Raw genomic sequence first — 20,980 nt, 5'->3', positions numbered from 1 at the left:
TCTAATCCAAATGCGGCTTGCATTGGTTACCATGCAAGCACATAACGATCGATCGTCCTCCGGGCGACAAGGAGACTGACGTGCAAGAAAAGGTAATCACGCTGGCAACGCCGGTGTTCTTTTTACTGATATTCATCGAGCTGATTGTCGGCCGGCTGCGTCAACGCAACACCTACCGCCTCAACGATGCCATCAATAGCATCAGCCTTGGCGTGCTGAGCCAGGTGTCGGGTGTTTTCATGCAAGTGCTGCGGGTTGGCATATACGCCTGGCTCGTGAGCCATATCGGGCTATTCAAGCTGCCTGCCGACAGCATCTGGGTCTGGCTGTCCGGCTTGCTGCTCTACGATCTCTGCTACTACTGGCTGCATCGCTACGGCCATGAAGTCAACGTCTTGTGGGCGGCCCATGTGGTGCACCATCAAAGCGAAGACTACAATCTTTCCACCGCTTTGCGCCAGACCAGCAGCGGCTATCTGCTGGGCTGGATTTTCTACGTGCCGCTGGCCATCCTTGGCTATCCGGTGGAAGTATTTGCCGCGCTGGCGCTGATCGATCTGCTGTATCAGTTCTGGGTCCACACGCAACAGATAGGCAAGCTGGGCTGGCTCGACCGGGTGCTGGTCACACCGTCGAACCATCGCGTGCATCACGGCGTCAACGACATTTATCTGGATAAAAATTACGGCGGCATCCTGATCCTGTGGGATCGCCTGTTCGGTACTTTCATCGAAGAACGTGACCAGGATCCCGTGGTCTACGGCACCCGCAGTCCGCTGCGCAGCTGGAACCCGATCTGGGCCAATTTCGAAGTGTACAAAGTGCTTTGGCTGGATTCCTGGCGCACGCGGAACCTTGGGGACAAGTTGCGGGTCTGGTTTGCCGCGCCGGGCTGGCGCCCTGCCGATGTTGCGGAAAAATGGCCAAGCGCGCCGTTCGATATCGCCCGGTCGCTGTATCATCCGCAACTAAGTCGCGCCGCCCAGGTCTATTGCTTGTTGCAATTCATCATTCTGTTGCTGGTAACCACCCACTTCCTGGCGGCACAGGTCGCCATGAAGTGGCCGCAAGGGCTGGCTTACGCCATCTGGCTGGTGGCGGGGCTCTGGATTGTCGGCGGCCTGATGGAGACGCGGCCCCGCTACATCGCGCTGGAAGCATTACGCCTGGCGGCAACCAGCGCCGGCGTGGTGATCGGCAAAGTCTGGTTCGGCGCGGTATCCTTATCACCGCTGGCGCAAGGCGCAGTGATCACCGTATCGCTGGTTTCGATGATCGCCCTCTGGCTTATATTTAAACGCTTATCGACAATGCATGGACATCTTTCTCATCAGTGACAACCAGGTTAGCCAAAGCAAGAAAATACCCGACACCGTACCGGTCAAAGGTTTCTTGTGGATTGACTCTACCCATGAAGAAGTAGCCGCCGATCCGGAAGCCTGGCGTAATGCCATTGCCCTGGCTACCGGTGTCCAGATCTACGATCCGCACATGACGGATACGCTCAATCCGAATCACCCGTCGTATTTCGATTCGACTCAGGATTACGGCATGGTGGTATTTCGCAAGTTGATGCTGAACGGCGCCGGCGGTGGGAACGGTAATGGCAATGGTCATTCCCGCGCTGCTGAAAACAATGCGCAGAATGCCGACGATACAAATACTGCGCCACCAGCTGCTACACCCGAAAGCGAACACGGCAAGCGGCGGATTCCCGCTGCATTGAGAGCGTTAGCCACACAACCGGTAACGTTCCTGATCATGGACCATGCGCTGGTTACGGTGCATGAGCGCTATAGCCGTACCATCGATGCGGCGCGCACGCGTCTGCTCGATCTGTGCGACAAGCCTGAAAAAACGCCGCACTCGACAAGACCGCCGACATCGCCGGAAGATTTGTTGCTGCGCCTGATCAACGCCATGGTCGATCAATACCTGGACCTGCGCCAGCCGCTGACAACGCAACTGGATCGCTGGCAACGGGCGCTGCTGGATCCGCGCAAGCCGTTCAAGGATTGGATGGCGCTACTGGATGCGCGGATTGAATTACGCAAGCTGGAAAACCTGTGTGAAGAACAGCACGATGCCATGCAAGAGCTGCGCGACTATTTCGTCGACATCGACGACGGTATCGAAATCAGCCGCGCCAAGGATTTGCTCCTGGTGCGCATCAATGACGTGATGGAACACATCACGCGGGTGTTGAATCACGCGCGCCGGCTAGAGTCATCGATTGAATCGGCGGTGCAGATTCATTTTTCCGCAGTCGCTCATCGCACCAATGAAATCATGCGCACACTTACCGTGATTACCGCGCTGTTCATGCCGTTGACGCTGATCACCGGGATTTTCGGCATGAACTTTATCGAAATGCCGCTGCTGAAAAATAATGCCGGATTCTGGCTCACGATGGGTAGCATGCTGCTGATCGTGGTCGGCATGCTGGTATTCTTTCAGCGCCGGCGATATCTCGAAAGCCAGGCGCTGGACCGGCGCTGAACACCGTATGACCCCAATGAAAAAGCCCCGTCAAATAACGACGGGGCTTTTTAATATTTATCCATCAACTTCATAAACCGGAAAAATTTCAATCGCGGTTAGGCTGCGGAGTCAGGCGCAGATAAGGACGGATCGCCTTGTAACCCTTAGGGAATTTCTGCTTGAGAATCTCCGGATCCTGCAACGACGGAACGATCACGACGTCATCGCCGTCCTTCCAGTTTCCTGGCGTGGCAACCGAATAATTATCGGTCAGTTGCAGGGAATCGATGACGCGCAGAATTTCGTCGAAGTTGCGGCCGGTGCTGGCCGGATAGGTGATGATCAGGCGTACTTTTTTGGATGGATCGATCACGAACAGCGAGCGCACGGTTGCCGTTGCGCTGGCATTCGGATGGATCAGGTCATACAGTTCCGACACCTTGCGATCGGCATCGGCGATGATGGGGAAACCAACCACGGTGTTCTGTGTTTCGTTGATATCCTTGATCCATTCCTGATGCTTATCGGCAGGATCCACAGACAGTGCGATCACTTTGACGCCGCGTTGTTCGAATTGCGATTTCAATTTGGAAGTCAGGCCAAGCTCAGTGGTGCAGACTGGAGTGAAGTCAGCCGGATGTGAAAACAGCACCACCCACGAAGCGCCGGCCCAATCGTAAAAGTTGATCTTGCCGAGCGAAGAATCCTGCTCAAAATCGGGGGCGACATCGCCAAGGCGTAAAGTCATTTCAGGCTCCTTTAAGTTGCACGGGGTTGGCAAAAAACGTAGAACTAAGACTATAGCGTTGCACCGGCAATAGCCTAAAGAACTTTATCGACTATCGACATAACCTGCGGTTAGAAGCAAGTTATGCTTTTGCGTCCAGAACCGATAGCGATTGCAGGAATTTGTCGGCGTTCTGATAGCCGATGACACGGCCATGCGGCACTTCCTGCCCATGTCCGTCGAAAAATATGATGCCAGGCGGCCCAAACAGGTTGAAGCGCTTGAGCATCGCTTTGTCGTCCGCGTTGTTGGCGGTGACGTCGATTTGCAGCAAGATCATGTCGCCAAAGCGCGTTTGTACGCGCGGATCGGTGAACGTGAATTTTTCCATTTCCTTGCATGACACACACCAGTCGGCATAGAAATCCAGCAATGCGGATTTGCCATTGGTCTGGGTTAATGCGGCGTCCAGTTCCGCCACGGATCTGACCTTGATGAATTGCGTGTGAACACTTTGGCTTTGTTGCGCACCACCCAGATGTGCCAGCGGTGTCCATACATCGCGCCCGCCAGTGAGGCCGCCAACCAGTTGCAGCACGCCACACACCATGAATGCCACACCGAATGCCTTGGCGAACCAGGCGGACGATGCCGATGACTTCGCCCACAACAGATACGCACCATAGCCGATACCCAAGGCCGCCCAGCCCAGCATCTGCGCCAACACTGGAATAACCGGCGCCACCATCCACAACGCCACCGCCAGCATCAACACGCCGAAGAAACGCTTCACTGACTCCATCCAGGCTCCCGCGCGCGGCAGCAGAGAGCCGGCGGAAATCCCGACCAGTATCAGCGGCACGCTCATACCGACCGCCATCGCGAACAAAGCACTGCCGCCAATCACCACATCGCGCGTCTGGCTGATATATACCAGAGCCCCTGCCAGCGGCGCAGCCACGCACGGTCCGACGATCAATGCCGAAATCGCGCCCATGACAAATACGCCGATCAGCTTGCCCGCCGATTGCTGGCCGGAAGCCTGGGTCAGTTTGGTTTGGAGCGCCCCGGGCAACTGCAATTCATAGAAACCGAACATGGACAGGGACATCAGCACCATCAGCAAGGCAAACGCTGACAATACCCAGGGATTCTGTAGGGTCGCAGCCAGACCTTCACCAGCCAGGCCGGCAGCAACACCTAGTGCGGTGTAAACCAGCGCCATTCCCAACGCGTAGGTCACGGAGAGCAGGAAGCCGCGACGGCGGCTGACCTTGGTGCCCTCGCCGACAATAATCGATGACAGAATCGGCACCATCGGCAGGACGCAGGGTGTGAAGGCTAAGCCAAGGCCAAGCAGCAGGAATAAAGGCATGATGACCAGCAATTTGCCGCCCTTCAGCGACGATTCGATGCGGCCGCTTTCCGTATCGGCCTGACCCGGCGAAACCGCATTGCCTGGCGCCAGGCCGGCGACTGGCGCACTGTTATTGGTCGCAGAGTTTGCTTGCGGCGTATCGATAGCTGCGTCGCTACCTTTAGCAAGCCCCATTGCACTCAACAAGCCTCCGGCGGCACCACCGCCAGTCGTGGACAGATTGATGCTCGAATCCATAGGCGGGTAGCACAAGCCCTTGTCGGCGCAACCCTGGCCGGTGGAAATCAGCGTGAAATTACCGTTGGCCTCGACTGGCAGGCGGATGGTGACGCTATGGTGATAAGTCTCGACATTCTTGTTGAAGGTCTGGTCGAACTTGACGGTGCCGGCCGGGATCTGCGGTTCACCCAAGGTGGCGCCTTCAGCCTTGAAATGGAAACGCTCGCGGTACATGTAATAACCGTCGGCGATCGCATAGGTCACTTCAGCGGTCTTGGCATCGACCATGCGGGCGGAGAACTTGAACGCCACTTCCGGCGCCAGATAATCGTCGTCATCGGCATGTGCCAGGCTAAACACGAACATCATGGCAAACAGCACAGACAATTGCTTGAAAAGCTTAAACATTCACGTCCTTTTGGGTTTCTGCAGTAATCCAGTTCAGGTAGGCCGGCAAACCGGCCACAATCGGTAGGGCAATTATTTCCGGCAATTCGTACGGATGGACCGCTCTTATCGCGCTTTCCAGCTCTGCATAACGATTGCTGACGCTCTTGATCAGCACCGTCACCTCGCTGGCCTGCTCCACCGCACCTTGCCAGCGATACACCGACTGCACGGCAGGCATGATATTGACACAAGCTGCCAGTTTGCGTTCCACCAACTGCTGTGCCAACGCCCGCGCACTGGCTGCGTCGGGCAAGTTGGTAAGTATTAGCATGGCTTCTGACATAGTCGATCTCCGGGAACATTCCTTACAGCTGGCGCCGCCAAGTGACGGCCGGAAGGGCAGAGAACGGCATCCAGAACGCAAAAAAGCCAGGCTAAGCCTGGCTTTTTATTTTAACGCAGCTTGGCTGGTTAAGTTTGCTACTAAACCAACTAAGCTTAGTCAGCTGTCGGCACTTCAGCGCCGTCGCTGATTTCCGGACGGTCCATCAGTTCGATGTAGGCCATAGGAGCGTTATCGCCAACGCGGAAACCCATTTTCAGGATGCGCAGGTAGCCGCCGTTACGGTTAGCGTAGCGTGGGCCCAGTTCAGCGAACAGCTTCAGTACCATTTCGCGATCGCGCAGACGGGCGAAAGCCAGGCGCTTGTTTGCCAGTGTATCGGTCTTGCCCAGTGTCAGGATCGGTTCGATCACGCGACGCAGTTCTTTTGCCTTTGGCAATGTGGTCTTGATTGCTTCGTGACGCAGCAGCGAAACAGTCATGTTGCGCAACATGGCGAGGCGGTGGGAAGAAGTACGATTTAATTTACGAAGGCCGTGACGGTGACGCATGGTAATTCCTTTCAGTTTTTGAGTTTACATCCAGCTCTTCGATCGACTTTGGCGTCTTGCCTTGGTCGCGGGCCGGTTGAAATTAGGTACATCAATGAATACAACAAGGGTAAAGCGGTAAAACAAACCAAGGGTGGGATTCTATCCCACCCTTGGCCGAACAACAAATATTACTTTTCCAGGCCTGCAGGCGGCCAGTTTTCCAGCTTCATGCCCAGTGTCAAACCACGGGAAGCCAGAACTTCCTTGATTTCATTCAAGGACTTACGGCCCAGGTTTGGCGTCTTCAGCAGTTCATTTTCGCTACGTTGGATCAGATCGCCAATGTAGTAGATGTTTTCTGCTTTCAGGCAGTTTGCCGAACGTACTGTCAGTTCCAGGTCATCGACCGGACGCAACAGGATCGGATCGACTTGCGGTGCACGCGATGGCGCTTCAGCAGCAGCTTCTGTGCCTTCCAGCGCAGCGAACACGTTCAGTTGGTCAACCAGCACGCGTGCCGATTGGCGAATCGCTTCTTCCGGAGTGATCACGCCATTGGTTTCAATGTTGATGACCAGCTTGTCCAGGTCGGTACGTTGTTCCACACGCGCCGATTCAACAGCGTAGGAAACACGGCGTACTGGCGAGAACGATGCGTCCAGAATGATACGGCCGATAGTCTTGTTAGCATCTTCCGTCAGACGACGGACGTTGCCTGGCACGTAACCACGGCCTTTTTCAACCTTGATCTGCATGTCGAGTGCGCCACCAGCTGTCAGGTGGGCAATCACGTGATCCGGATTCACCAGTTCGACGTCATGCGGCAGATCGATGTCGGAAGCCAAGACTGCGCCTTCGCCATCTTTTTTCAGAGTCAGTGTGACTTCGTCACGGTTATGCAGCTTGAATACGACACCCTTCAAGTTCAAAAGAATGTCGACTACGTCTTCTTGCACGCCATCGAGCGACGAGTATTCGTGCACTACGCCAGCGATCGTCACTTCAGTCGGCGCGTAGCCAACCATCGACGACAGCAGCACGCGACGCAGCGCATTGCCCAGGGTGTGGCCGTAACCACGTTCAAACGGTTCCATCACGACTTTAGCGTGGCCGGCACCCAGTGCTTCTACTTCGATAATACGTGGCTTCAACAAGCTGTTTTGCATGAAATGTCCTTTTCAATACCCTCGGCTCATTACACCGATAAGGCTGATGGCATTAAGGGTGCCGCCGATAATCCCGAAGATTACCAGCGGCACCCTGATGAAAAAGCCTAGCCTAAAAGGCCAGGCCGGAAAAAACTAAAATTAACGCGAATACAGTTCGACGATCAGCGATTCGTTGACATCGTTAGCGATTTCGTTGCGGTCTGGCAGGGACTTGAAAGTACCTTCCATTTTCTTCGCATCAACCGCAACCCACGATGGCATGCCGCCTTGTTCTGCCAACGACAGAGCTTCAACGATACGTACTTGCTTCTTGGCCTTTTCGCGAACGGCAACTACGTCGCCTGGCTTCACTTGGTAAGAAGCGATGTTGACCACGTTACCGTTGACGGTGAACGCCTTGTGCGAGACCAATTGACGGCCTTCGGCACGGGTCGAACCGAAACCCATACGGTATACGACGTTGTCCAGACGCGCTTCCAGCAAACGCAGCAGTGTTTCGCCGGTGTTGCCCTTGCGACGATCCGCTTCAGCGAAATAACGACGGAATTGACGTTCCAGGATGCCGTACATACGCTTAACTTTTTGCTTTTCGCGCAATTGGTTACCGTAGTCGGAGGTACGTGCACCAGATGTGCGGCCATGTTGACCTGGCTTGGAATCCAGTTTGCACTTGGAATCCAGCGAGCGACGTGCGCTCTTCAGGAACAGGTCCGTACCTTCACGGCGGGAAAGTTTTGCTTTAGGTCCGATATAACGTGCCACGGTGCTTCCTTTTAAAAATATGACGCCGGTCTGCTGCCAACAACCAAGGTTGCCAGCGGTACGGCGCTAGTCTGATTTGCTTTCAATCAGACGGTGGGCTTAAGAACAAAACCCGCCAAGGTCATTGGCGGGCAACTTGCAATCGCTACTGCAGGACAGCAGCGAGAATCAGAATCGATTCAGATACAAATCTTAGATACGACGGCGCTTAGGTGGGCGGCAACCGTTATGTGGCACTGGTGTCACATCTTGAATCTGGGTGATCTTGATACCCAGGTTGTTCAATGCACGAACCGCGGATTCACGACCTGGGCCTGGGCCCTTGATACGTACTTCCAAGTTCTTCACGCCACATTCCACAGCCACTTTACCAGCGGCCTCGGCTGCAACCTGCGCTGCAAATGGAGTCGACTTGCGGGAGCCTTTAAAGCCAGCGCCACCAGATGTCGCCCACGACAACGCGTTACCTTGACGATCGGTAATCGTGATGATGGTGTTGTTGAAAGACGCGTGGATATGCGCGATACCTTCAGCAACGTTCTTTTTAACTTTTTTACGCACACGTGCTGCTGCGGCGTTATTTGGGGACTTTGCCATAATAATTTCCTTGAATCCGACTACCTAAGAACAATCAGTTGCCACGGAAGCGTGGCACCTTAATTATTTCTTCAGCGATTGAGCGGCTTTGCGCGGGCCCTTGCGGGTACGTGCATTAGTACGAGTACGTTGGCCACGGCAAGGCAAGCCTTTGCGATGACGCATACCACGATAGCAACCCAGATCCATCAAACGCTTGATGTTCATCGACAGTTCACGACGCAGGTCACCTTCGACGACGAATTTTGCAATTTCGTCGCGCAGCTTTTCCAGCTCGTTATCGTCGAGATCTTTGATCTTCTTCGTAGTCAAAATACCCGTTGCGTCGCAAATTTCTTGTGCGCGTGGGCGGCCAACACCGTAGATGGCTGTCAAGCCGATAACAGTGTGCTGATGATTGGGGATGTTTACCCCTGCAATACGTGCCATTCGTTATTCCTCGATCAATAACGTTAATTAACCTTGGCGCTGTTTATGGCGCGGCTCTGTACAAATGACGCGAACCACGCCTTTGCGCTTAATGATCTTACAGTTGCGGCAGATGCGCTTGACTGATGCGAGCACTTTCATTTTCGTCTTCTTTCTATACTAAAAGTTACTTGGTACGGAACACAATCCGTGCCCGGCTTAAATCATAAGGTGTCAATTCTACCGTCACCTTATCTCCTGGGAGGATGCGAATATAGTTCATGCGCATCTTGCCAGAAATATGACCGAGGACGATATGTCCGTTTTCCAACTTGACTCTAAATGTTGCATTGGGGAGATTCTCAAGAATCTCGCCTTGCATCTGGATAACGTCGTCTTTTGCCATTCGGTCTACTGGTTCCTCTGGTCGTTCATTTCAACTTACCGCGTCGAAACGCCGCCCTTGAAATTTGCCTTACGCAGCAGCGAATCATATTGCTGCGACATCACGTAATTCTGTACTTGCGCCATGAAGTCCATGGTAACCACTACGATAATCAACAGCGATGTACCACCAAAATAAAACGGTACCTTCCAGCGAGCGATCAAGAATTCCGGAACCAGACACACAACCGTAATATAGACCGCGCCAACCAGAGTCAAACGCATCAAAATCTTGTCGATATAACGTGCAGTCTGCTCACCGGGACGAATCCCTGGTACAAACGCGCCGCTTTTCTTCAGGTTGTCAGCTGTTTCCTTGCTGTTAAACACCAACGCGGTGTAGAAGAAGCAGAAGAAAACGATGGCAATCGCATACAGCAAAGCATGAATCGGCTCGCCTGGCGCCAATGAAGCCGCCATATCCTTCAGAAAGTTGACTACCGGATTGGTTGAATCACCGGAAGTAAACCAACTCGTGATTGTCGCAGGAAACAAGATGATCGAGGAAGCAAAGATTGGAGGAATTACACCAGCCATATTCAGCTTCAACGGCAAATGACTACTTTGACCGCCATAAATCTTGTTACCTACCTGACGCTTGGCGTAATTCACCAAAATCTTGCGTTGGCCACGTTCGATAAACACAACCAGGAATGTCACGCCGGCAGCAATCAAACAAATCAGAATCGCCGACAATGCACTCATGGAACCGGTACTTACCTGTCCGAACAAACCACCTACAGCGTTCGGCAAACCAGCTGCAATACCTGCAAAAATGATGATCGAGATACCATTACCAAGGCCACGCTCGGTAATCTGTTCACCCAACCACATCAAAAACATTGTTCCTGTTACCAGCGTTACAACTGTCGTGAAGCGGAAAGCCAAGCCTGCATCCAACACCAGGCCAGGTTGCGATTCCAGTGCTACCGCAATCCCCAGAGCCTGAAACGTCGCCAGCAACAGCGTACCGTAACGGGTGTATTGGGTAATCTTGCGGCGACCTGATTCGCCCTCTTTCTTCAACGCTTCCAGCTGAGGCGACACAATCGACATCAATTGCATCACGATCGATGCCGAGATATACGGCATGATCCCCAACGCGAACACGGTGAACCGCGACAACGCACCACCAGAGAACATGTTGAACATGCCCAAAATGCCACCCTGGTGCTGCTTAAACAATTGCGCTAACTGCGATGGGTCAATTCCCGGTACAGGAATGTGCGCACCAACACGATATACAACCAATGCACCAAGCAAGAACCACAGACGGCCCCAAGGGAAGCCGCTCGCAGCACTCTTTGCAAGTTGGGGAGAAGTCGCCACTTATTGCTCCATTGCTACGAGTTAGAACGACAAATCAAGCAACCGATCCGCCAGCCGCTTCAATCGCAGCTTTTGCACCTTTAGTAGCGATCAAACCTTTGAGCGTTACCTTTTTGGTCAGTTCGCCGGACAGGATCACGCGTACAACGCGTGCCAGTTCGCCGATCACGCCAGCTTGCTTCAACACCAGGATATCTACTTCAGTTACCGGCAGGTTTTCCAGGTCCGACAAACGAACTTCAGCTTTGAACGGGGTTGCCATCGACTTGAAGCCGCGCTTTGGCAAACGACGTTGCAAAGGCATCTGACCGCCTTCAAAACCTACTTTGTGAAAACCGCCCGAACGCGATTTTTGACCCTTGTGACCGCGGCCGGCTGTCTTACCGATACCTGAGCCGATACCACGACCAACGCGACGCTTGTAATGCTTGGCGCCATCTGCAGGTTGAATAGTATTCAATTCCATAATTTGCTCCGTTCGCAAGCCTAAGCTTACGACACCACTTTCACAAGATAGGACACTTTATTGATCATGCCGCGCACGGATGGTGTGTCTTGCAACTCGGAAACCGAATTAACGCGACGCAGGCCCAAACCGCGAACTGTCGCGCGATGAGTTTCGCGCGTGCCGATCAAACCCTTGATCAATTGTACTTTTACAGTTTTTGTCATTTTGATCACCTTAGCCCAGAATTTCTTCAACGGACTTGCCGCGTTTTGCCGCGATTTCCGATGGTGTGTTCATCTTTGACAAGCCGTTCAAAGTAGCACGAACCATGTTGTACGGATTGGTCGAACCAGTGGACTTGGCCACAACGTTCGTCACACCCAGTACTTCAAAGATTGCGCGCATTGGACCGCCGGCAATAACACCAGTACCGTCTTTAGCTGGCAGCATCAAAACCGATGACGCGCCGTGCTTGCCGGAGATAGCGTGTTGCAGAGTGCCGTTCTTCAGCGTTACCTTGATCATCTTGCGACGGGCTTCTTCCATAGCCTTCTGCACAGCAACTGGCACTTCTTTCGATTTGCCCTTGCCCATGCCGATACGGCCATCGCCATCACCAACAACAGCCAATGCTGCGAAACCCATGATACGACCACCCTTGACCACTTTGGTCACACGGTTGACCGCGATCATTTTTTCGCGCATGCCATCATCCGGCTTATCGCTTTGCATTTTTGATTGCATTTTTGCCATGACGATTCTTCCTTAGAACTTCAGACCGGCTTCACGGGCGGCATCTGCCAGCACCTTGACGCGGCCGTGGTAACGGAAACCGGAGCGATCAAACGCAACTTCGGTAACTCCTGCTTTCAGTGCCTTCTCGGCAACGCGCTTGCCAACCAGAGATGCAGCTGCTGTATTGCCGCCTGCACCGGACTTGCCGGCCAGTTCTGCACGTACTTCAGCTTCCAGTGTGGAGGCCGAAGCCAGCACTTTAGCGTCAGGGCCGATGATGCTGGCGTAAATGTGCAAGTTGGTACGATGCACTGCCAGGCGGTTCACCTTTAACTCTGCGATCTTGGCACGCGTTTGGCGTGAACGGCGCAGACGTGATTGTTTCTTATCCATCGTCAACCCCTATTACTTCTTCTTGGTTTCTTTAAGGATTACCACTTCGTCCGAGTAACGAACGCCCTTGCCCTTATAAGGCTCAGGTTCGCGGTAAGCACGAACTTCAGCAGCAACCTGACCAACACGTTGCTTGTCGATACCCTTGATCAGGATTTCGGTTTGCGTCGGTGTTGCCACGGTCACGCCTTCTGGCATTTGGTGCACAACAGGATGCGAGAAACCGAGCGACAGGTTCAACTTGTCACCTTGAGCTTGCGCACGAAAACCCACGCCAACCAGGTTCAGCTTCTTTTCAAAGCCTTTGGTAACACCATTGACCATGTTGTTGACCAGAGCACGCAAGGTGCCTGACATCGCATTGGCTTCACGGCTGTCGTCAGCGGCAGCGAAATTCAGCGTGCCGTTGTTGTTTTCGATTTTTACCAGGCCATTCAAAGCCTGGGAAAGCGAGCCCAATGGGCCCTTGACTGTGATCGCCGCTGCTGTAATGGTCGCTTCCGCGCCAGTTGGCAGTGCAATCGGCATTTTACCTACACGAGACATGTTGCACTCCTTAGGCGACGTAGCAAATAACTTCGCCACCGACACCGGTTGCGCGCGCTTTGCGGTCCGTCATGACACCAGAAGGTGTCGAAATAATTGCCACACCTAAGCCGTTCATCACGTTAGGGATGTCATCTTTGCCCTTGTAGATCCGCAGCCCTGGACGGGATACACGATCAAGGCGTTCGATAACAGGACGGCCGGCGTAATACTTCAAACCGATTTTGAGTTCCGCTTTGCCGCCTTCTTCTGCGACAGCGAAATCTTCAATGTAACCCTCGTCCTTGAGGACGTTGGCAATCGCAATCTTGACCTTCGACGATGGCATTGCCACGGTTGTCTTGTGAACTACTTGCGCATTGCGGATACGGGTCAGCATATCGGCGATAGGATCGCTCATACTCATTGCATATTCTCCTATTACCAGCTTGCTTTAGTCATACCCGGAATTTCGCCACGCATGGCGATTTCACGGAGCTTAATACGGCCCAGACCGAACTTGCGGAAAGTGCCACGTGGACGACCAGTCAGGGAGCAACGATTACGTTGACGGGTCGGAGCCGAGTTACGTGGCAGCGCTTGCAATTTCAAGCGAGCTTCGTAGCGCTCTTCTTCCGACTTCGATTGGTCATCAATGATTGCCTTTAACTCGGCACGTTTACCGGCGTATTTCTTTACCAGGTCAGCGCGCTTTTGTTCACGGTTAATCAGTGCCAGTTTTGCCATGGCAACCTCAGTTTCTGAACGGAAATTTAAATGCGGCGAGAAGCGATTTTGCTTCGTCGTCGGTCTTTGCAGTCGTCGTGATACTGATATTCATACCACGCAACACATCAATCTTGTCGTATTCAATTTCGGGGAAAATGATCTGCTCTTTCACACCGATATTGTAGTTACCACGACCGTCAAATGCACGACCGGAGACGCCACGGAAGTCACGAACGCGCGGCAGCGCGACAGTAACCAGGCGATCCAGGAACTCGTACATATGAGCGCCACGCAGTGTAACCATGCAACCGATTGGATAGCCTTCACGGATTTTAAAACCCGCAATAGCTTTCCGTGCCTTGGTCACGACTGGCTTCTGACCTGCAATCTTGGTCAAATCGCCAACAGCGTGTTCAATGATCTTCTTGTCCGCAATCGCTTCCGACAGACCCATGTTCAGGGTGATCTTCAGGATGCGCGGCACTTCCATCACGGACTTGTAAGCGTATTTCGCTGTCAAGTCGGCAACGACTTTTTCTTTATAGAATTCTTGGAGACGGGCCATGATCTCTTAAACCTTAACAACTTCGCCACTGGACTTGAAAACGCGGACTTTCTTGCCGTCCACATCTTTAAAGCCAACGCGATCTGCCTTGCCAGTTGCTGCATTGAACAACGCAACATTTGACACGTGAATTGGCATCAACTTGTCAATGATGCCACCAGTTACACCAGTCATCGGGTTAGGCTTGGTTGCTTTTTTGGCAACGTTGATACCCTCTACGACAACGTGGTTAGCATCAACGCGTTGCTTTACAACACCGCGCTTGCCCTTGTCTTTACCAGTCAGGACGATTACCTCGTCGCTTTTCCGAATCTTATCCATCTCGACTCCTTACAGCACTTCAGGCGCGAGCGACACAATCTTCATGAAGCGCTCAGTGCGCAATTCACGAGTGACTGGTCCAAAAATACGCGTACCAATTGGCTCAAGCTTCGCGTTCAGCAGCACTGCTGCATTGCCGTCGAACTTGACCAACGAACCATCTTGACGACGAACACCTTTAGCGGTCCGTACGACAACTGCGTTATAGATCTCGCCTTTTTTGACGCGACCACGTGGCGCTGCCACTTTGACGGTAACCTTGATCACATCACCAATGCTGGCATAGCGACGCTTGGAACCACCCAGAACTTTGATACACATAACTTCGCGTGCACCAGTGTTGTCGGCTACTTCGAGCCGGCTTTCCGTTTGAATCATAATATTTTCTTTCCCAACTTAACTCGCTGCCGCACGATGCGGATTTACGGTCAGTCTTGGTCCTGTCAGGGCAACTCTGCTGAGCGCACTGCTTAGGTGGACGACTTCCAAAACTTCTTGCTAGATACTGCAGGGTGTTTTTCTACTGCTCTCGCTCTTGTTGGAAGCCAACAGGAGCGAAGCCAAGCATTATTACATCAAAATGCTTGGCTCGCAACAAATACTTATAATACCTGTGCTACTTGTACCACACGTGTCACGCTCCAAGCTTTAGTCTTGGAAATCGGACGGCCTTCTTGGATCTCGACTACGTCGCCTTCCTTGGCCTGGTTGGTTTCGTCATGTGCATGGTACTTGTTAGTACGCACAATGATTTTGCCATACAGAGGATGCTTGACGTGGCGTTCGATCAGGACGGTAACAGTCTTGTCCATTTTATCGGACACAACTTTACCAACCAGCGTGCGCTTGAGCGCTTGTTTCACTTGATCGTTCATTACAGGGCGCCCTTCGAATTGATGACGGTCTTGACCCGTGCTATATCGCGACGAACTTTCTTCAATTGCGACGTATTGCTCAATTGCTGAGTAGCGATTTGCATGCGAAGGCTAAACTGCGCCTTCAGCAACTCGTTCAGCTCTTTCGTCAAGGCCGCTTGATCTTTGTCGCGGAGTTCAGATGCTTTCATGATTCACTCCAATTATTGGCCAACTTGACGCACGACGAACGTGGTCAAAAGCGGCAATTTAGCTGCAGCCAAACGGAATGCCTCACGCGCCAGAGCTTCGTCGACGCCATCCATCTCGTACAGCACTTTACCTGGCTGGATTTCAGCCACGTAGTACTCGGGATTACCCTTACCGTTACCCATCCGGACTTCAGCAGGCTTTTGCGAAATTGGCTTATCTGGGAAAATACGGATCCAGATACGACCACCCCGTTTGATATGACGGGTCATTGCGCGACGAGCTGCTTCAATTTGGCGCGCGGTGATACGACCGCGGCCAATCGCCTTCAAGCCAAATTCGCCGAACGACACGGCAGTGCCGCGCGAATGCGAAATGCCTTTATTGCGGCCCTTTTGCTCTTTACGATATTTTCTGCGTGCTGGTTGCAGCATGATTATTCTCCTGCTTTCTCGGCCGGCGCAGCAACTGCAGCAACTGCAGTTACAACACCATCAGCAGCGCCATCCGGCTTCTTGGCACGTGCAGGACGCGCACCAGGCGCACCGGCAGTTGCCGTAGTTTTAGGACGTGGACGGCTAGATGGCTTGCCATCATCGCGACGTGGGCCACGGCGTTTCTTGTCGTCGTCGTTAGGTACGTCGATTACCGGCGCTTCGCCGTTAGCCAGACGATCGCCCTTGTAAACCCAGACCTTGATGCCGATGATGCCGTATGTGGTTTCAGCTTCGCCGAAACCATAGTCGATGTCAGCGCGCAGTGTGTGAAGTGGTACACGACCTTCGCGGTACCATTCGGTACGTGCGATTTCGATACCATTCAAACGACCGGACGACATGATCTTGATGCCTTGCGCGCCCAGACGCATTGCATTCTGCATCGCACGTTTCATCGCGCGGCGGAACATGATACGTTTTTCGAGCTGTTGCGCGATCGAATCAGCGATCAGTTGTGCGTCGATTTCAGGCTTACGAATTTCTTCGATATTAACGTGAACCGGCACACCCATCAGCTTGGTCAGCGCGGACTTCAATACTTCGATGTCTTCGCCTTTTTTACCGATAACGACACCAGGACGCGAGCTGTAAATCGTGATGCGTGCGTTCTTTGCAGGACGCTCGATAACAACGCGGCCGACCGATGCGTTCTTCAGTTTCTTCTTGAGGAAAGCGCGTACTTTCAAATCTTCGCCGAGCATTTGGGCAAAATTACTATTGCCTGCATACCAGCGGGATCCCCAGTTACGAGTAACCGCAAGACGGAAACCGGTTGGATGAATCTTCTGTCCCATCGTGACTCCTTAGTTTCCGACAGTCACGTAAATGTGACAGGATTGCTTCGAGATACGATCGCCACGGCCTTTAGCACGCGCGGTGAAGCGCTTGAGGACCGAACCTTTTTCCACATATATCGTCGTGACTTTCAGCTCGTCGATATCGGCGCCATCATTGTGCTCGGCATTCGCAATTGCGGATTCCAGAACACGCTTGATGATAGTCGCGCCTTTTTTCGGGCTGAAGGCCAGGATGTTAAGTGCTTGATCAATTTTTTTGCCGCGAATCAGGTCGGCGACCAGACGGCCCTTTTGGGCCGACAGGCGCACGCCGCGGAGGGTAGCTTTAGTTTCCATCATCGGACCTTATTTCTTAGCCTTCTTATCAGCGGCATGACCCTTGAACGTACGGGTCAGCGCAAATTCGCCGAGCTTGTGACCGACCATGTTCTCGGACACATATACCGGGACGTGTTGTTTGCCGTTATGCACAGCAATCGTCAGACCGATAAAATCCGGCATGATGGTCGAGCGACGGGACCAAGTCTTGATTGGCTTTTTGTCTTTGACTGCTTGCGCAGTTTCAACTTTTTTCACCAGATGGGCGTCGCAGAACGGCCCTTTTTTCAATGAACGTGTCATGTGTTACCCCTTATTTCTTGCCACGGCGCGAGACGATCATGGAAGTAGTACGCTTGTTGCTGCGTGTCTTCTTACCCTTAGTCTGTTGACCCCATGGCGAAACTGGATGACGACCAGCTGCGGTCTTACCTTCACCACCACCGTGAGGATGGTCAACCGGGTTCATGACCACACCGCGAACGGTAGGACGAACACCACGCCAACGCATCGCACCCGCTTTACCGATCTTGCGCAGGCTGTGTTCGGCATTGCCGACTTCACCTACGGTAGCGCGGCATTCGATGTGAACGCGGCGAACTTCACCGGAACGCAAACGAATTTGAGCGTAAGTACCTTCACGAGCCATCAACACCACGCCAGCACCGGCGGTACGGGCCATTTGGGCACCCTTACCTGGCAGCATTTCGACGCAATGCAGAATCGTACCAACCGGAATATTACGGATTGGCAAGCAGTTACCGGATTTGATCGGCGCTTCCGAGCCGCTCATTACCTGGTCACCTACAGCCATGCCCTTAGTGGCGATGATGTAGTGACGTTCGCCGTCGGCGTAGCACAACAGAGCGATATTCGCTGTGCGGTTTGGATCGTATTCGATACGTTCCACTTTCGCTGGAATACCATCTTTGGTGCGCTTGAAGTCGATCAGACGGTAATGTTGCTTATGACCACCGCCGATGTGGCGAGTAGTGATATGACCGTTGTTGTTACGACCAGCTGTTTTCGACTTCTTCTCGATCAGGGCAGCAAATGGACGGCCTTTGTACAGGTCGGGATTAACGACCTTGACCATGCCACGGCGGCCCGGCGAGGTTGGTTTAACTTTAACGAGTGCCATTATTTAGCCTCCTCGGTGAAGTTGATCTCTTGACCCGGCTTCAAGCATACGAATGCGCGACGGGTATGGTTGCGGCGACCCATGGTCTTGCCGCTACGCTTTTGCTTACCCATACGATTGGCAACTTGTACCGACTCAACTTGAACTTTGAAGAGCAGCTCGACAGCAGCCTTGACTTCCAGTTTGGTAGCGTCTGGTGCGATACGGAAAACGACTTGCTCGTTCTTCTCCGCAACCATCGTTGCCTTTTCGGAAATCACCGGCGCCAGCAACACTTTCATCAAGCGTTCTTCGCTATGTTTAATTGCGTTCATGCCAGCATCTCCTCAATCTTCGCCAAAGCCAGCTTGGTGATCAGGATCTTCTTGTAGAACACAAGCGATACTGGATCAGCGTGACGTGGCTCACATACCAGGAAACCTGGCAGGTTACGCGACGCCAACAACAGGTTTTCTTCCAGGTTGTCGGTAATAACCAACACGGAATCCAGACCCATGGTCTTCAGCTTTTGTGACAGCAATTTAGTCTTTGGCGCTTCGACCGAGAAATTCTCGACGACCGACAAACGACCTTCACGTGCCAACTGCGACAGAATCGAGCAGAGACCTGCGCGATACATCTTCTTGTTTACTTTGTGCGTGAAGTTTTCATCAGGCGAGTTCGGGAAAATCCGACCACCGCCGCGCCACAGTGGCGAAGACGACATACCGGCACGAGCGCGGCCAGTACCCTTTTGGCGCCATGGCTTTTTAGTCGTGTGATGAACTTCTTCACGGTCTTTTTGCTTACGGTTACCGCTACGAGCGTTAGCCTGGTAAGCAACTACGACCTGGTGAATCAGAGCTTCGTTGTAGTCGCGACCGAAAATGGTATCCGGTGCAGCAACGTTCGAAGCAGCTTGACCTTGGTCATTCAGGAGCTTGAGTTCCATGAATTAGGCTCCCTTCTTAGCTTTGATTTTGATCGCAGGGCTGACCACGACTTGGCCGTTCTTTGCACCTGGAACCGCGCCCTTGATCAGCAACAGTTGGCGCTCAGCGTCAACACGTGCGATTTCGAGGTTTTGCGTGGTTACAGTAACGTCACCCATGTGACCGGTCATGCGCTTACCAGGGAAAACACGACCTGGATCTTGCGCCATACCGATGGAACCTGGGACATTATGCGAACGGGAGTTACCGTGGCTGGCACGACCGGATGCAAAGTTGTGACGCTTGATAGTACCGGCGTAACCTTTACCGATCGAGACACCTTGAACGTCAACCTTTTGACCGACTTCGAACAGGCTTGCAGCGATAACTTCGCCAGCCTTCAGCTCGGAAGCCTTGGTTGCATCAATGCGGAATTCTCTGAGGATGGTACCAGCCTCGACGCCAGCTTTGGCGTAGTGACCAGCAGCAGCTTTAGTCACGCGTGAAGCGCGACGCTGACCGAATGCAACTTGAACAGCGGTATAACCGTCTGTTTCAGGCGTTTTGATTTGGGTCACGCGGTTGTTCGATACGTCCAACACGGTTACCGGGATTGAATCCCCATCTTCCGTGAAAATGCGCATCATACCAACCTTGCGACCAACAAGGCCTAAGCTCATTGTTTTTCTCCATTCCCGCCTACGATTGGGCGGGGCTGATGTTTGTACAACTAAAATAAGTGCAATTGCATTAGGCCAAAGCAGCCGCAATTGCACCGAAGCCGATCAGTATAACCGGGTAAATTTTTATTTGCAAGACCATCTTTGTCGTGGTATGTCAAACTTTAGCCGGCTACACCTTATTTACAACACTCGCTAAATAAATGGAGGCAGAGTGATTTGCCGCGGGGGTTACCCGGCGGCTCTTCAACTCTGCCCCAAGAATTATTGCGAATTTACTACTACGAATTATTGCAGCTTGATTACTGCAACTTGATTTCTACATCTACGCCAGCTGGCAGGTCCAGCTTCATCAACGCATCGACAGTCTTGTCGGTTGGGTCAACGATGTCCATCAGGCGTTGGTGCGTACGGATTTCGAACTGATCGCGCGATGTCTTGTTGACGTGCGGCGAACGCAATACGTCAAAACGCTGGATACGTGTTGGCAGTGGTACTGGACCCTTGACAACGGCGCCGGTGCGCTTGGCTGTATCAACGATTTCCTGCGCGGACTGGTCGATCAGCTTGTAGTCGAACGCCTTCAGGCGGATGCGGATTTTTTGGTTAGCAGCGGACATGATTTTCCTTTAAAGAACGAACCGTGGATGACTATCAGCCACGGCATATTGTTACATTGACAGCAAACCACCGAGGTGGCTTGCTTATTGCACTACAACTTGCATTACAGCTTATTGCTATTACGCGTCAGGCAGGATCTTGGCAACAACACCTGCACCAACAGTACGGCCACCTTCGCGGATCGCGAAACGCAGACCTTCTTCCATCGCGATCGGGTTGATCAACATCACTGTGATCGACACGTTATCGCCTGGCATTACCATTTCTTTGTCTTTCGGCAACTCGATCGAACCAGTCACGTCCGTAGTACGGAAGTAGAACTGTGGACGATAGTTGTTGAAGAAAGGTGTATGACGGCCGCCTTCGTCTTTCGACAGAACATAGATCTCGCCAGTGAAATGCTTGTGTGGCTTGATCGAGTTCGGCTTAGCCAATACCTGGCCCCGCTCTACGTC

Annotated in this window: 34 protein-coding genes and 1 pseudogene; 2 read left to right on the top strand and 33 right to left on the bottom strand. The window is 52.8% G+C overall.

Annotated elements, in window-relative coordinates; all coding sequences use genetic code 11:
* Positions 1–80 precede the first annotated feature (80 nt).
* The gene (locus tag BM205_RS08500; RefSeq protein ID WP_254783803.1) at positions 81–1,337 is read left to right on the top strand and encodes a sterol desaturase family protein; all 1,257 of its coding nucleotides are present in this window, start codon (positions 81–83) and stop codon (positions 1,335–1,337) included.
* Positions 1,315–2,499, top strand: coding sequence for a magnesium transporter CorA family protein (locus tag BM205_RS08495; RefSeq protein ID WP_092414073.1), 1,185 nt, complete (start codon positions 1,315–1,317; stop codon positions 2,497–2,499). Before BM205_RS08500 ends, BM205_RS08495 begins: the two co-directional genes overlap by 23 nt.
* Before the next feature lie 88 nt (positions 2,500–2,587).
* Here BM205_RS08495 and BM205_RS08490 read toward each other — a convergent pair whose 3' ends face one another.
* The 33 genes and pseudogenes from BM205_RS08490 to tuf form a co-directional block, all read right to left on the bottom strand.
* The gene (locus tag BM205_RS08490) at positions 2,588–3,229 is read right to left on the bottom strand and encodes a peroxiredoxin (protein WP_092414072.1); all 642 of its coding nucleotides are present in this window, start codon (positions 3,227–3,229) and stop codon (positions 2,588–2,590) included.
* Between the two features lie 121 nt (positions 3,230–3,350).
* Positions 3,351–5,213, bottom strand: a complete 1,863-nt coding sequence (dsbD, locus tag BM205_RS08485) for a protein-disulfide reductase DsbD (RefSeq protein WP_092414071.1) — start codon at positions 5,211–5,213, stop codon at positions 3,351–3,353.
* On the bottom strand, positions 5,206–5,538 hold the full coding sequence (gene cutA / locus BM205_RS08480) for a divalent-cation tolerance protein CutA (RefSeq protein WP_092414070.1): 333 nt from the start codon (positions 5,536–5,538) through the stop codon (positions 5,206–5,208). Before cutA ends, dsbD begins: the two co-directional genes overlap by 8 nt.
* Positions 5,539–5,693: 155 nt before the next feature.
* Positions 5,694–6,089, bottom strand: a complete 396-nt coding sequence (rplQ, locus tag BM205_RS08475) for a 50S ribosomal protein L17 (protein WP_014004420.1) — start codon at positions 6,087–6,089, stop codon at positions 5,694–5,696.
* A gap of 170 nt (positions 6,090–6,259) precedes the next feature.
* Positions 6,260–7,237, bottom strand: a complete 978-nt coding sequence (rpoA, locus tag BM205_RS08470) for a DNA-directed RNA polymerase subunit alpha (protein ID WP_014004419.1) — start codon at positions 7,235–7,237, stop codon at positions 6,260–6,262.
* Between the two features lie 141 nt (positions 7,238–7,378).
* Positions 7,379–8,002: a 30S ribosomal protein S4 gene (gene rpsD / locus BM205_RS08465; protein WP_092414069.1), complete on the bottom strand. Its 624-nt coding sequence runs from the start codon at positions 8,000–8,002 to the stop codon at positions 7,379–7,381.
* Between the two features lie 192 nt (positions 8,003–8,194).
* A complete protein-coding gene (gene rpsK, locus BM205_RS08460) occupies positions 8,195–8,599 on the bottom strand; it encodes a 30S ribosomal protein S11 (protein ID WP_014004417.1) in 405 nt (134 codons plus the stop codon).
* 63 nt (positions 8,600–8,662) lie between these two features.
* Positions 8,663–9,028, bottom strand: a complete 366-nt coding sequence (gene rpsM, locus BM205_RS08455; RefSeq protein ID WP_092414068.1) for a 30S ribosomal protein S13 — start codon at positions 9,026–9,028, stop codon at positions 8,663–8,665.
* Between the two features lie 27 nt (positions 9,029–9,055).
* Complete coding sequence (gene rpmJ / locus BM205_RS08450) at positions 9,056–9,169, bottom strand: 50S ribosomal protein L36 (protein WP_014004415.1); 114 nt, start codon at positions 9,167–9,169, stop codon at positions 9,056–9,058.
* A 25-nt stretch (positions 9,170–9,194) separates the two neighbouring features.
* On the bottom strand, positions 9,195–9,413 hold the full coding sequence (gene infA, locus BM205_RS08445) for a translation initiation factor IF-1 (protein ID WP_014004414.1): 219 nt from the start codon (positions 9,411–9,413) through the stop codon (positions 9,195–9,197).
* Positions 9,414–9,448: 35 nt separating this feature from the next.
* Entirely contained in the window at positions 9,449–10,780 is a 1,332-nt protein-coding gene (gene secY / locus BM205_RS08440) for a preprotein translocase subunit SecY (RefSeq protein WP_092414067.1), read from the bottom strand.
* Positions 10,781–10,814: 34 nt separating this feature from the next.
* The gene (gene rplO, locus BM205_RS08435; RefSeq protein ID WP_092356311.1) at positions 10,815–11,246 is read right to left on the bottom strand and encodes a 50S ribosomal protein L15; all 432 of its coding nucleotides are present in this window, start codon (positions 11,244–11,246) and stop codon (positions 10,815–10,817) included.
* 26 nt (positions 11,247–11,272) lie between these two features.
* A complete protein-coding gene (rpmD, locus tag BM205_RS08430; RefSeq protein WP_041742931.1) occupies positions 11,273–11,452 on the bottom strand; it encodes a 50S ribosomal protein L30 in 180 nt (59 codons plus the stop codon).
* Positions 11,453–11,462: 10 nt separating this feature from the next.
* Positions 11,463–11,981 carry a 30S ribosomal protein S5 gene (rpsE, locus tag BM205_RS08425; protein WP_014004410.1) on the bottom strand — a complete coding sequence of 173 codons (519 nt, stop codon included), beginning with the start codon at positions 11,979–11,981 and terminating at the stop codon, positions 11,463–11,465.
* Positions 11,982–11,993: 12 nt separating this feature from the next.
* A complete protein-coding gene (gene rplR, locus BM205_RS08420; protein WP_041741098.1) occupies positions 11,994–12,356 on the bottom strand; it encodes a 50S ribosomal protein L18 in 363 nt (120 codons plus the stop codon).
* A gap of 12 nt (positions 12,357–12,368) precedes the next feature.
* Complete coding sequence (rplF, locus tag BM205_RS08415) at positions 12,369–12,902, bottom strand: 50S ribosomal protein L6 (protein WP_092414066.1); 534 nt, start codon at positions 12,900–12,902, stop codon at positions 12,369–12,371.
* A 10-nt stretch (positions 12,903–12,912) separates the two neighbouring features.
* Positions 12,913–13,308, bottom strand: a complete 396-nt coding sequence (gene rpsH / locus BM205_RS08410) for a 30S ribosomal protein S8 (protein WP_092356317.1) — start codon at positions 13,306–13,308, stop codon at positions 12,913–12,915.
* Between the two features lie 14 nt (positions 13,309–13,322).
* Positions 13,323–13,628, bottom strand: coding sequence for a 30S ribosomal protein S14 (rpsN, locus tag BM205_RS08405; RefSeq protein WP_014004406.1), 306 nt, complete (start codon positions 13,626–13,628; stop codon positions 13,323–13,325).
* 7 nt (positions 13,629–13,635) lie between these two features.
* Entirely contained in the window at positions 13,636–14,175 is a 540-nt protein-coding gene (gene rplE, locus BM205_RS08400) for a 50S ribosomal protein L5 (protein ID WP_061936382.1), read from the bottom strand.
* Positions 14,176–14,181: 6 nt separating this feature from the next.
* Positions 14,182–14,496, bottom strand: a complete 315-nt coding sequence (gene rplX / locus BM205_RS08395; protein WP_061538669.1) for a 50S ribosomal protein L24 — start codon at positions 14,494–14,496, stop codon at positions 14,182–14,184.
* A gap of 9 nt (positions 14,497–14,505) precedes the next feature.
* Positions 14,506–14,874: a 50S ribosomal protein L14 gene (gene rplN / locus BM205_RS08390; protein ID WP_014004403.1), complete on the bottom strand. Its 369-nt coding sequence runs from the start codon at positions 14,872–14,874 to the stop codon at positions 14,506–14,508.
* 224 nt (positions 14,875–15,098) lie between these two features.
* Positions 15,099–15,371, bottom strand: coding sequence for a 30S ribosomal protein S17 (gene rpsQ / locus BM205_RS08385; RefSeq protein WP_014004402.1), 273 nt, complete (start codon positions 15,369–15,371; stop codon positions 15,099–15,101).
* Complete coding sequence (gene rpmC, locus BM205_RS08380) at positions 15,371–15,562, bottom strand: 50S ribosomal protein L29 (protein WP_014004401.1); 192 nt, start codon at positions 15,560–15,562, stop codon at positions 15,371–15,373. Before rpmC ends, rpsQ begins: the two co-directional genes overlap by 1 nt.
* A gap of 12 nt (positions 15,563–15,574) precedes the next feature.
* A complete protein-coding gene (rplP, locus tag BM205_RS08375; protein WP_092356322.1) occupies positions 15,575–15,994 on the bottom strand; it encodes a 50S ribosomal protein L16 in 420 nt (139 codons plus the stop codon).
* A gap of 2 nt (positions 15,995–15,996) precedes the next feature.
* Positions 15,997–16,851 carry a 30S ribosomal protein S3 gene (gene rpsC / locus BM205_RS08370; protein ID WP_092356325.1) on the bottom strand — a complete coding sequence of 285 codons (855 nt, stop codon included), beginning with the start codon at positions 16,849–16,851 and terminating at the stop codon, positions 15,997–15,999.
* A 9-nt stretch (positions 16,852–16,860) separates the two neighbouring features.
* A complete protein-coding gene (gene rplV / locus BM205_RS08365) occupies positions 16,861–17,193 on the bottom strand; it encodes a 50S ribosomal protein L22 (RefSeq protein WP_170851020.1) in 333 nt (110 codons plus the stop codon).
* A gap of 6 nt (positions 17,194–17,199) precedes the next feature.
* A complete protein-coding gene (rpsS, locus tag BM205_RS08360; RefSeq protein ID WP_014004397.1) occupies positions 17,200–17,475 on the bottom strand; it encodes a 30S ribosomal protein S19 in 276 nt (91 codons plus the stop codon).
* A gap of 10 nt (positions 17,476–17,485) precedes the next feature.
* Positions 17,486–18,313: a 50S ribosomal protein L2 gene (gene rplB / locus BM205_RS08355; protein WP_014004396.1), complete on the bottom strand. Its 828-nt coding sequence runs from the start codon at positions 18,311–18,313 to the stop codon at positions 17,486–17,488.
* On the bottom strand, positions 18,313–18,627 hold the full coding sequence (gene rplW / locus BM205_RS08350) for a 50S ribosomal protein L23 (protein WP_092414065.1): 315 nt from the start codon (positions 18,625–18,627) through the stop codon (positions 18,313–18,315). The genes rplB and rplW overlap by 1 nt, the downstream gene beginning before the upstream one ends.
* Positions 18,624–19,244 carry a 50S ribosomal protein L4 gene (rplD, locus tag BM205_RS08345; protein ID WP_014004394.1) on the bottom strand — a complete coding sequence of 207 codons (621 nt, stop codon included), beginning with the start codon at positions 19,242–19,244 and terminating at the stop codon, positions 18,624–18,626. The genes rplW and rplD overlap by 4 nt, the downstream gene beginning before the upstream one ends.
* A gap of 3 nt (positions 19,245–19,247) precedes the next feature.
* Positions 19,248–19,904, bottom strand: coding sequence for a 50S ribosomal protein L3 (rplC, locus tag BM205_RS08340; protein WP_092356334.1), 657 nt, complete (start codon positions 19,902–19,904; stop codon positions 19,248–19,250).
* A 302-nt stretch (positions 19,905–20,206) separates the two neighbouring features.
* Positions 20,207–20,524 carry a 30S ribosomal protein S10 gene (gene rpsJ / locus BM205_RS08335; RefSeq protein WP_014004392.1) on the bottom strand — a complete coding sequence of 106 codons (318 nt, stop codon included), beginning with the start codon at positions 20,522–20,524 and terminating at the stop codon, positions 20,207–20,209.
* 120 nt (positions 20,525–20,644) lie between these two features.
* Positions 20,645–20,980 (bottom strand): annotated as a pseudogene (gene tuf / locus BM205_RS08330) (elongation factor Tu); the annotation flags it as partial.

Origin of the sequence: Collimonas sp. OK307, from assembly GCF_900113705.1 — a bacterium.
In the GTDB taxonomy this organism is placed as follows: domain Bacteria; phylum Pseudomonadota; class Gammaproteobacteria; order Burkholderiales; family Burkholderiaceae_D; genus Collimonas.
Note: the sequence above shows the minus strand (reverse complement) of the source record. Positions and strands in the feature narration are given on the sequence as shown.

Coding starts and splice junctions, on each gene's coding strand:
- rplC (WP_092356334.1), bottom strand. CDS start 19,904: ATGAGCTTAGGCCTTGTTGGTCGCAAGGTTGGTATGATGCGCATTTTC.
- rpsH (WP_092356317.1), bottom strand. CDS start 13,308: ATGAGTATGAGCGATCCTATCGCCGATATGCTGACCCGTATCCGCAAT.
- rplO (WP_092356311.1), bottom strand. CDS start 11,246: ATGGAATTGAATACTATTCAACCTGCAGATGGCGCCAAGCATTACAAG.
- rpsM (WP_092414068.1), bottom strand. CDS start 9,028: ATGGCACGTATTGCAGGGGTAAACATCCCCAATCATCAGCACACTGTT.
- rplN (WP_014004403.1), bottom strand. CDS start 14,874: ATGATTCAAACGGAAAGCCGGCTCGAAGTAGCCGACAACACTGGTGCA.
- rplB (WP_014004396.1), bottom strand. CDS start 18,313: ATGGCACTCGTTAAAGTTAAACCAACCTCGCCGGGCCGCCGTGGCATG.
- rpmC (WP_014004401.1), bottom strand. CDS start 15,562: ATGAAAGCATCTGAACTCCGCGACAAAGATCAAGCGGCCTTGACGAAA.
- rplQ (WP_014004420.1), bottom strand. CDS start 6,089: ATGCGTCACCGTCACGGCCTTCGTAAATTAAATCGTACTTCTTCCCAC.
- rpsN (WP_014004406.1), bottom strand. CDS start 13,628: ATGGCAAAACTGGCACTGATTAACCGTGAACAAAAGCGCGCTGACCTG.
- rplD (WP_014004394.1), bottom strand. CDS start 19,244: ATGGAACTCAAGCTCCTGAATGACCAAGGTCAAGCTGCTTCGAACGTT.
- infA (WP_014004414.1), bottom strand. CDS start 9,413: ATGGCAAAAGACGACGTTATCCAGATGCAAGGCGAGATTCTTGAGAAT.
- BM205_RS08495 (WP_092414073.1), top strand. CDS start 1,315: ATGGACATCTTTCTCATCAGTGACAACCAGGTTAGCCAAAGCAAGAAA.
- rpsQ (WP_014004402.1), bottom strand. CDS start 15,371: ATGAACGATCAAGTGAAACAAGCGCTCAAGCGCACGCTGGTTGGTAAA.
- dsbD (WP_092414071.1), bottom strand. CDS start 5,213: ATGTTTAAGCTTTTCAAGCAATTGTCTGTGCTGTTTGCCATGATGTTC.
- rplX (WP_061538669.1), bottom strand. CDS start 14,496: ATGGATAAGATTCGGAAAAGCGACGAGGTAATCGTCCTGACTGGTAAA.
- rpsE (WP_014004410.1), bottom strand. CDS start 11,981: ATGGCAAAAATGCAATCAAAAATGCAAAGCGATAAGCCGGATGATGGC.
- rplF (WP_092414066.1), bottom strand. CDS start 12,902: ATGTCTCGTGTAGGTAAAATGCCGATTGCACTGCCAACTGGCGCGGAA.
- rplP (WP_092356322.1), bottom strand. CDS start 15,994: ATGCTGCAACCAGCACGCAGAAAATATCGTAAAGAGCAAAAGGGCCGC.
- BM205_RS08490 (WP_092414072.1), bottom strand. CDS start 3,229: ATGACTTTACGCCTTGGCGATGTCGCCCCCGATTTTGAGCAGGATTCT.
- rpoA (WP_014004419.1), bottom strand. CDS start 7,237: ATGCAAAACAGCTTGTTGAAGCCACGTATTATCGAAGTAGAAGCACTG.
- rplR (WP_041741098.1), bottom strand. CDS start 12,356: ATGGATAAGAAACAATCACGTCTGCGCCGTTCACGCCAAACGCGTGCC.
- rplE (WP_061936382.1), bottom strand. CDS start 14,175: ATGGCCCGTCTCCAAGAATTCTATAAAGAAAAAGTCGTTGCCGACTTG.
- rpsJ (WP_014004392.1), bottom strand. CDS start 20,524: ATGTCCGCTGCTAACCAAAAAATCCGCATCCGCCTGAAGGCGTTCGAC.
- rplW (WP_092414065.1), bottom strand. CDS start 18,627: ATGAACGCAATTAAACATAGCGAAGAACGCTTGATGAAAGTGTTGCTG.
- rpsC (WP_092356325.1), bottom strand. CDS start 16,851: ATGGGACAGAAGATTCATCCAACCGGTTTCCGTCTTGCGGTTACTCGT.
- rpmJ (WP_014004415.1), bottom strand. CDS start 9,169: ATGAAAGTGCTCGCATCAGTCAAGCGCATCTGCCGCAACTGTAAGATC.
- rpsS (WP_014004397.1), bottom strand. CDS start 17,475: ATGACACGTTCATTGAAAAAAGGGCCGTTCTGCGACGCCCATCTGGTG.
- rplV (WP_170851020.1), bottom strand. CDS start 17,193: ATGATGGAAACTAAAGCTACCCTCCGCGGCGTGCGCCTGTCGGCCCAA.
- cutA (WP_092414070.1), bottom strand. CDS start 5,538: ATGTCAGAAGCCATGCTAATACTTACCAACTTGCCCGACGCAGCCAGT.
- rpmD (WP_041742931.1), bottom strand. CDS start 11,452: ATGACAAAAACTGTAAAAGTACAATTGATCAAGGGTTTGATCGGCACG.
- rpsK (WP_014004417.1), bottom strand. CDS start 8,599: ATGGCAAAGTCCCCAAATAACGCCGCAGCAGCACGTGTGCGTAAAAAA.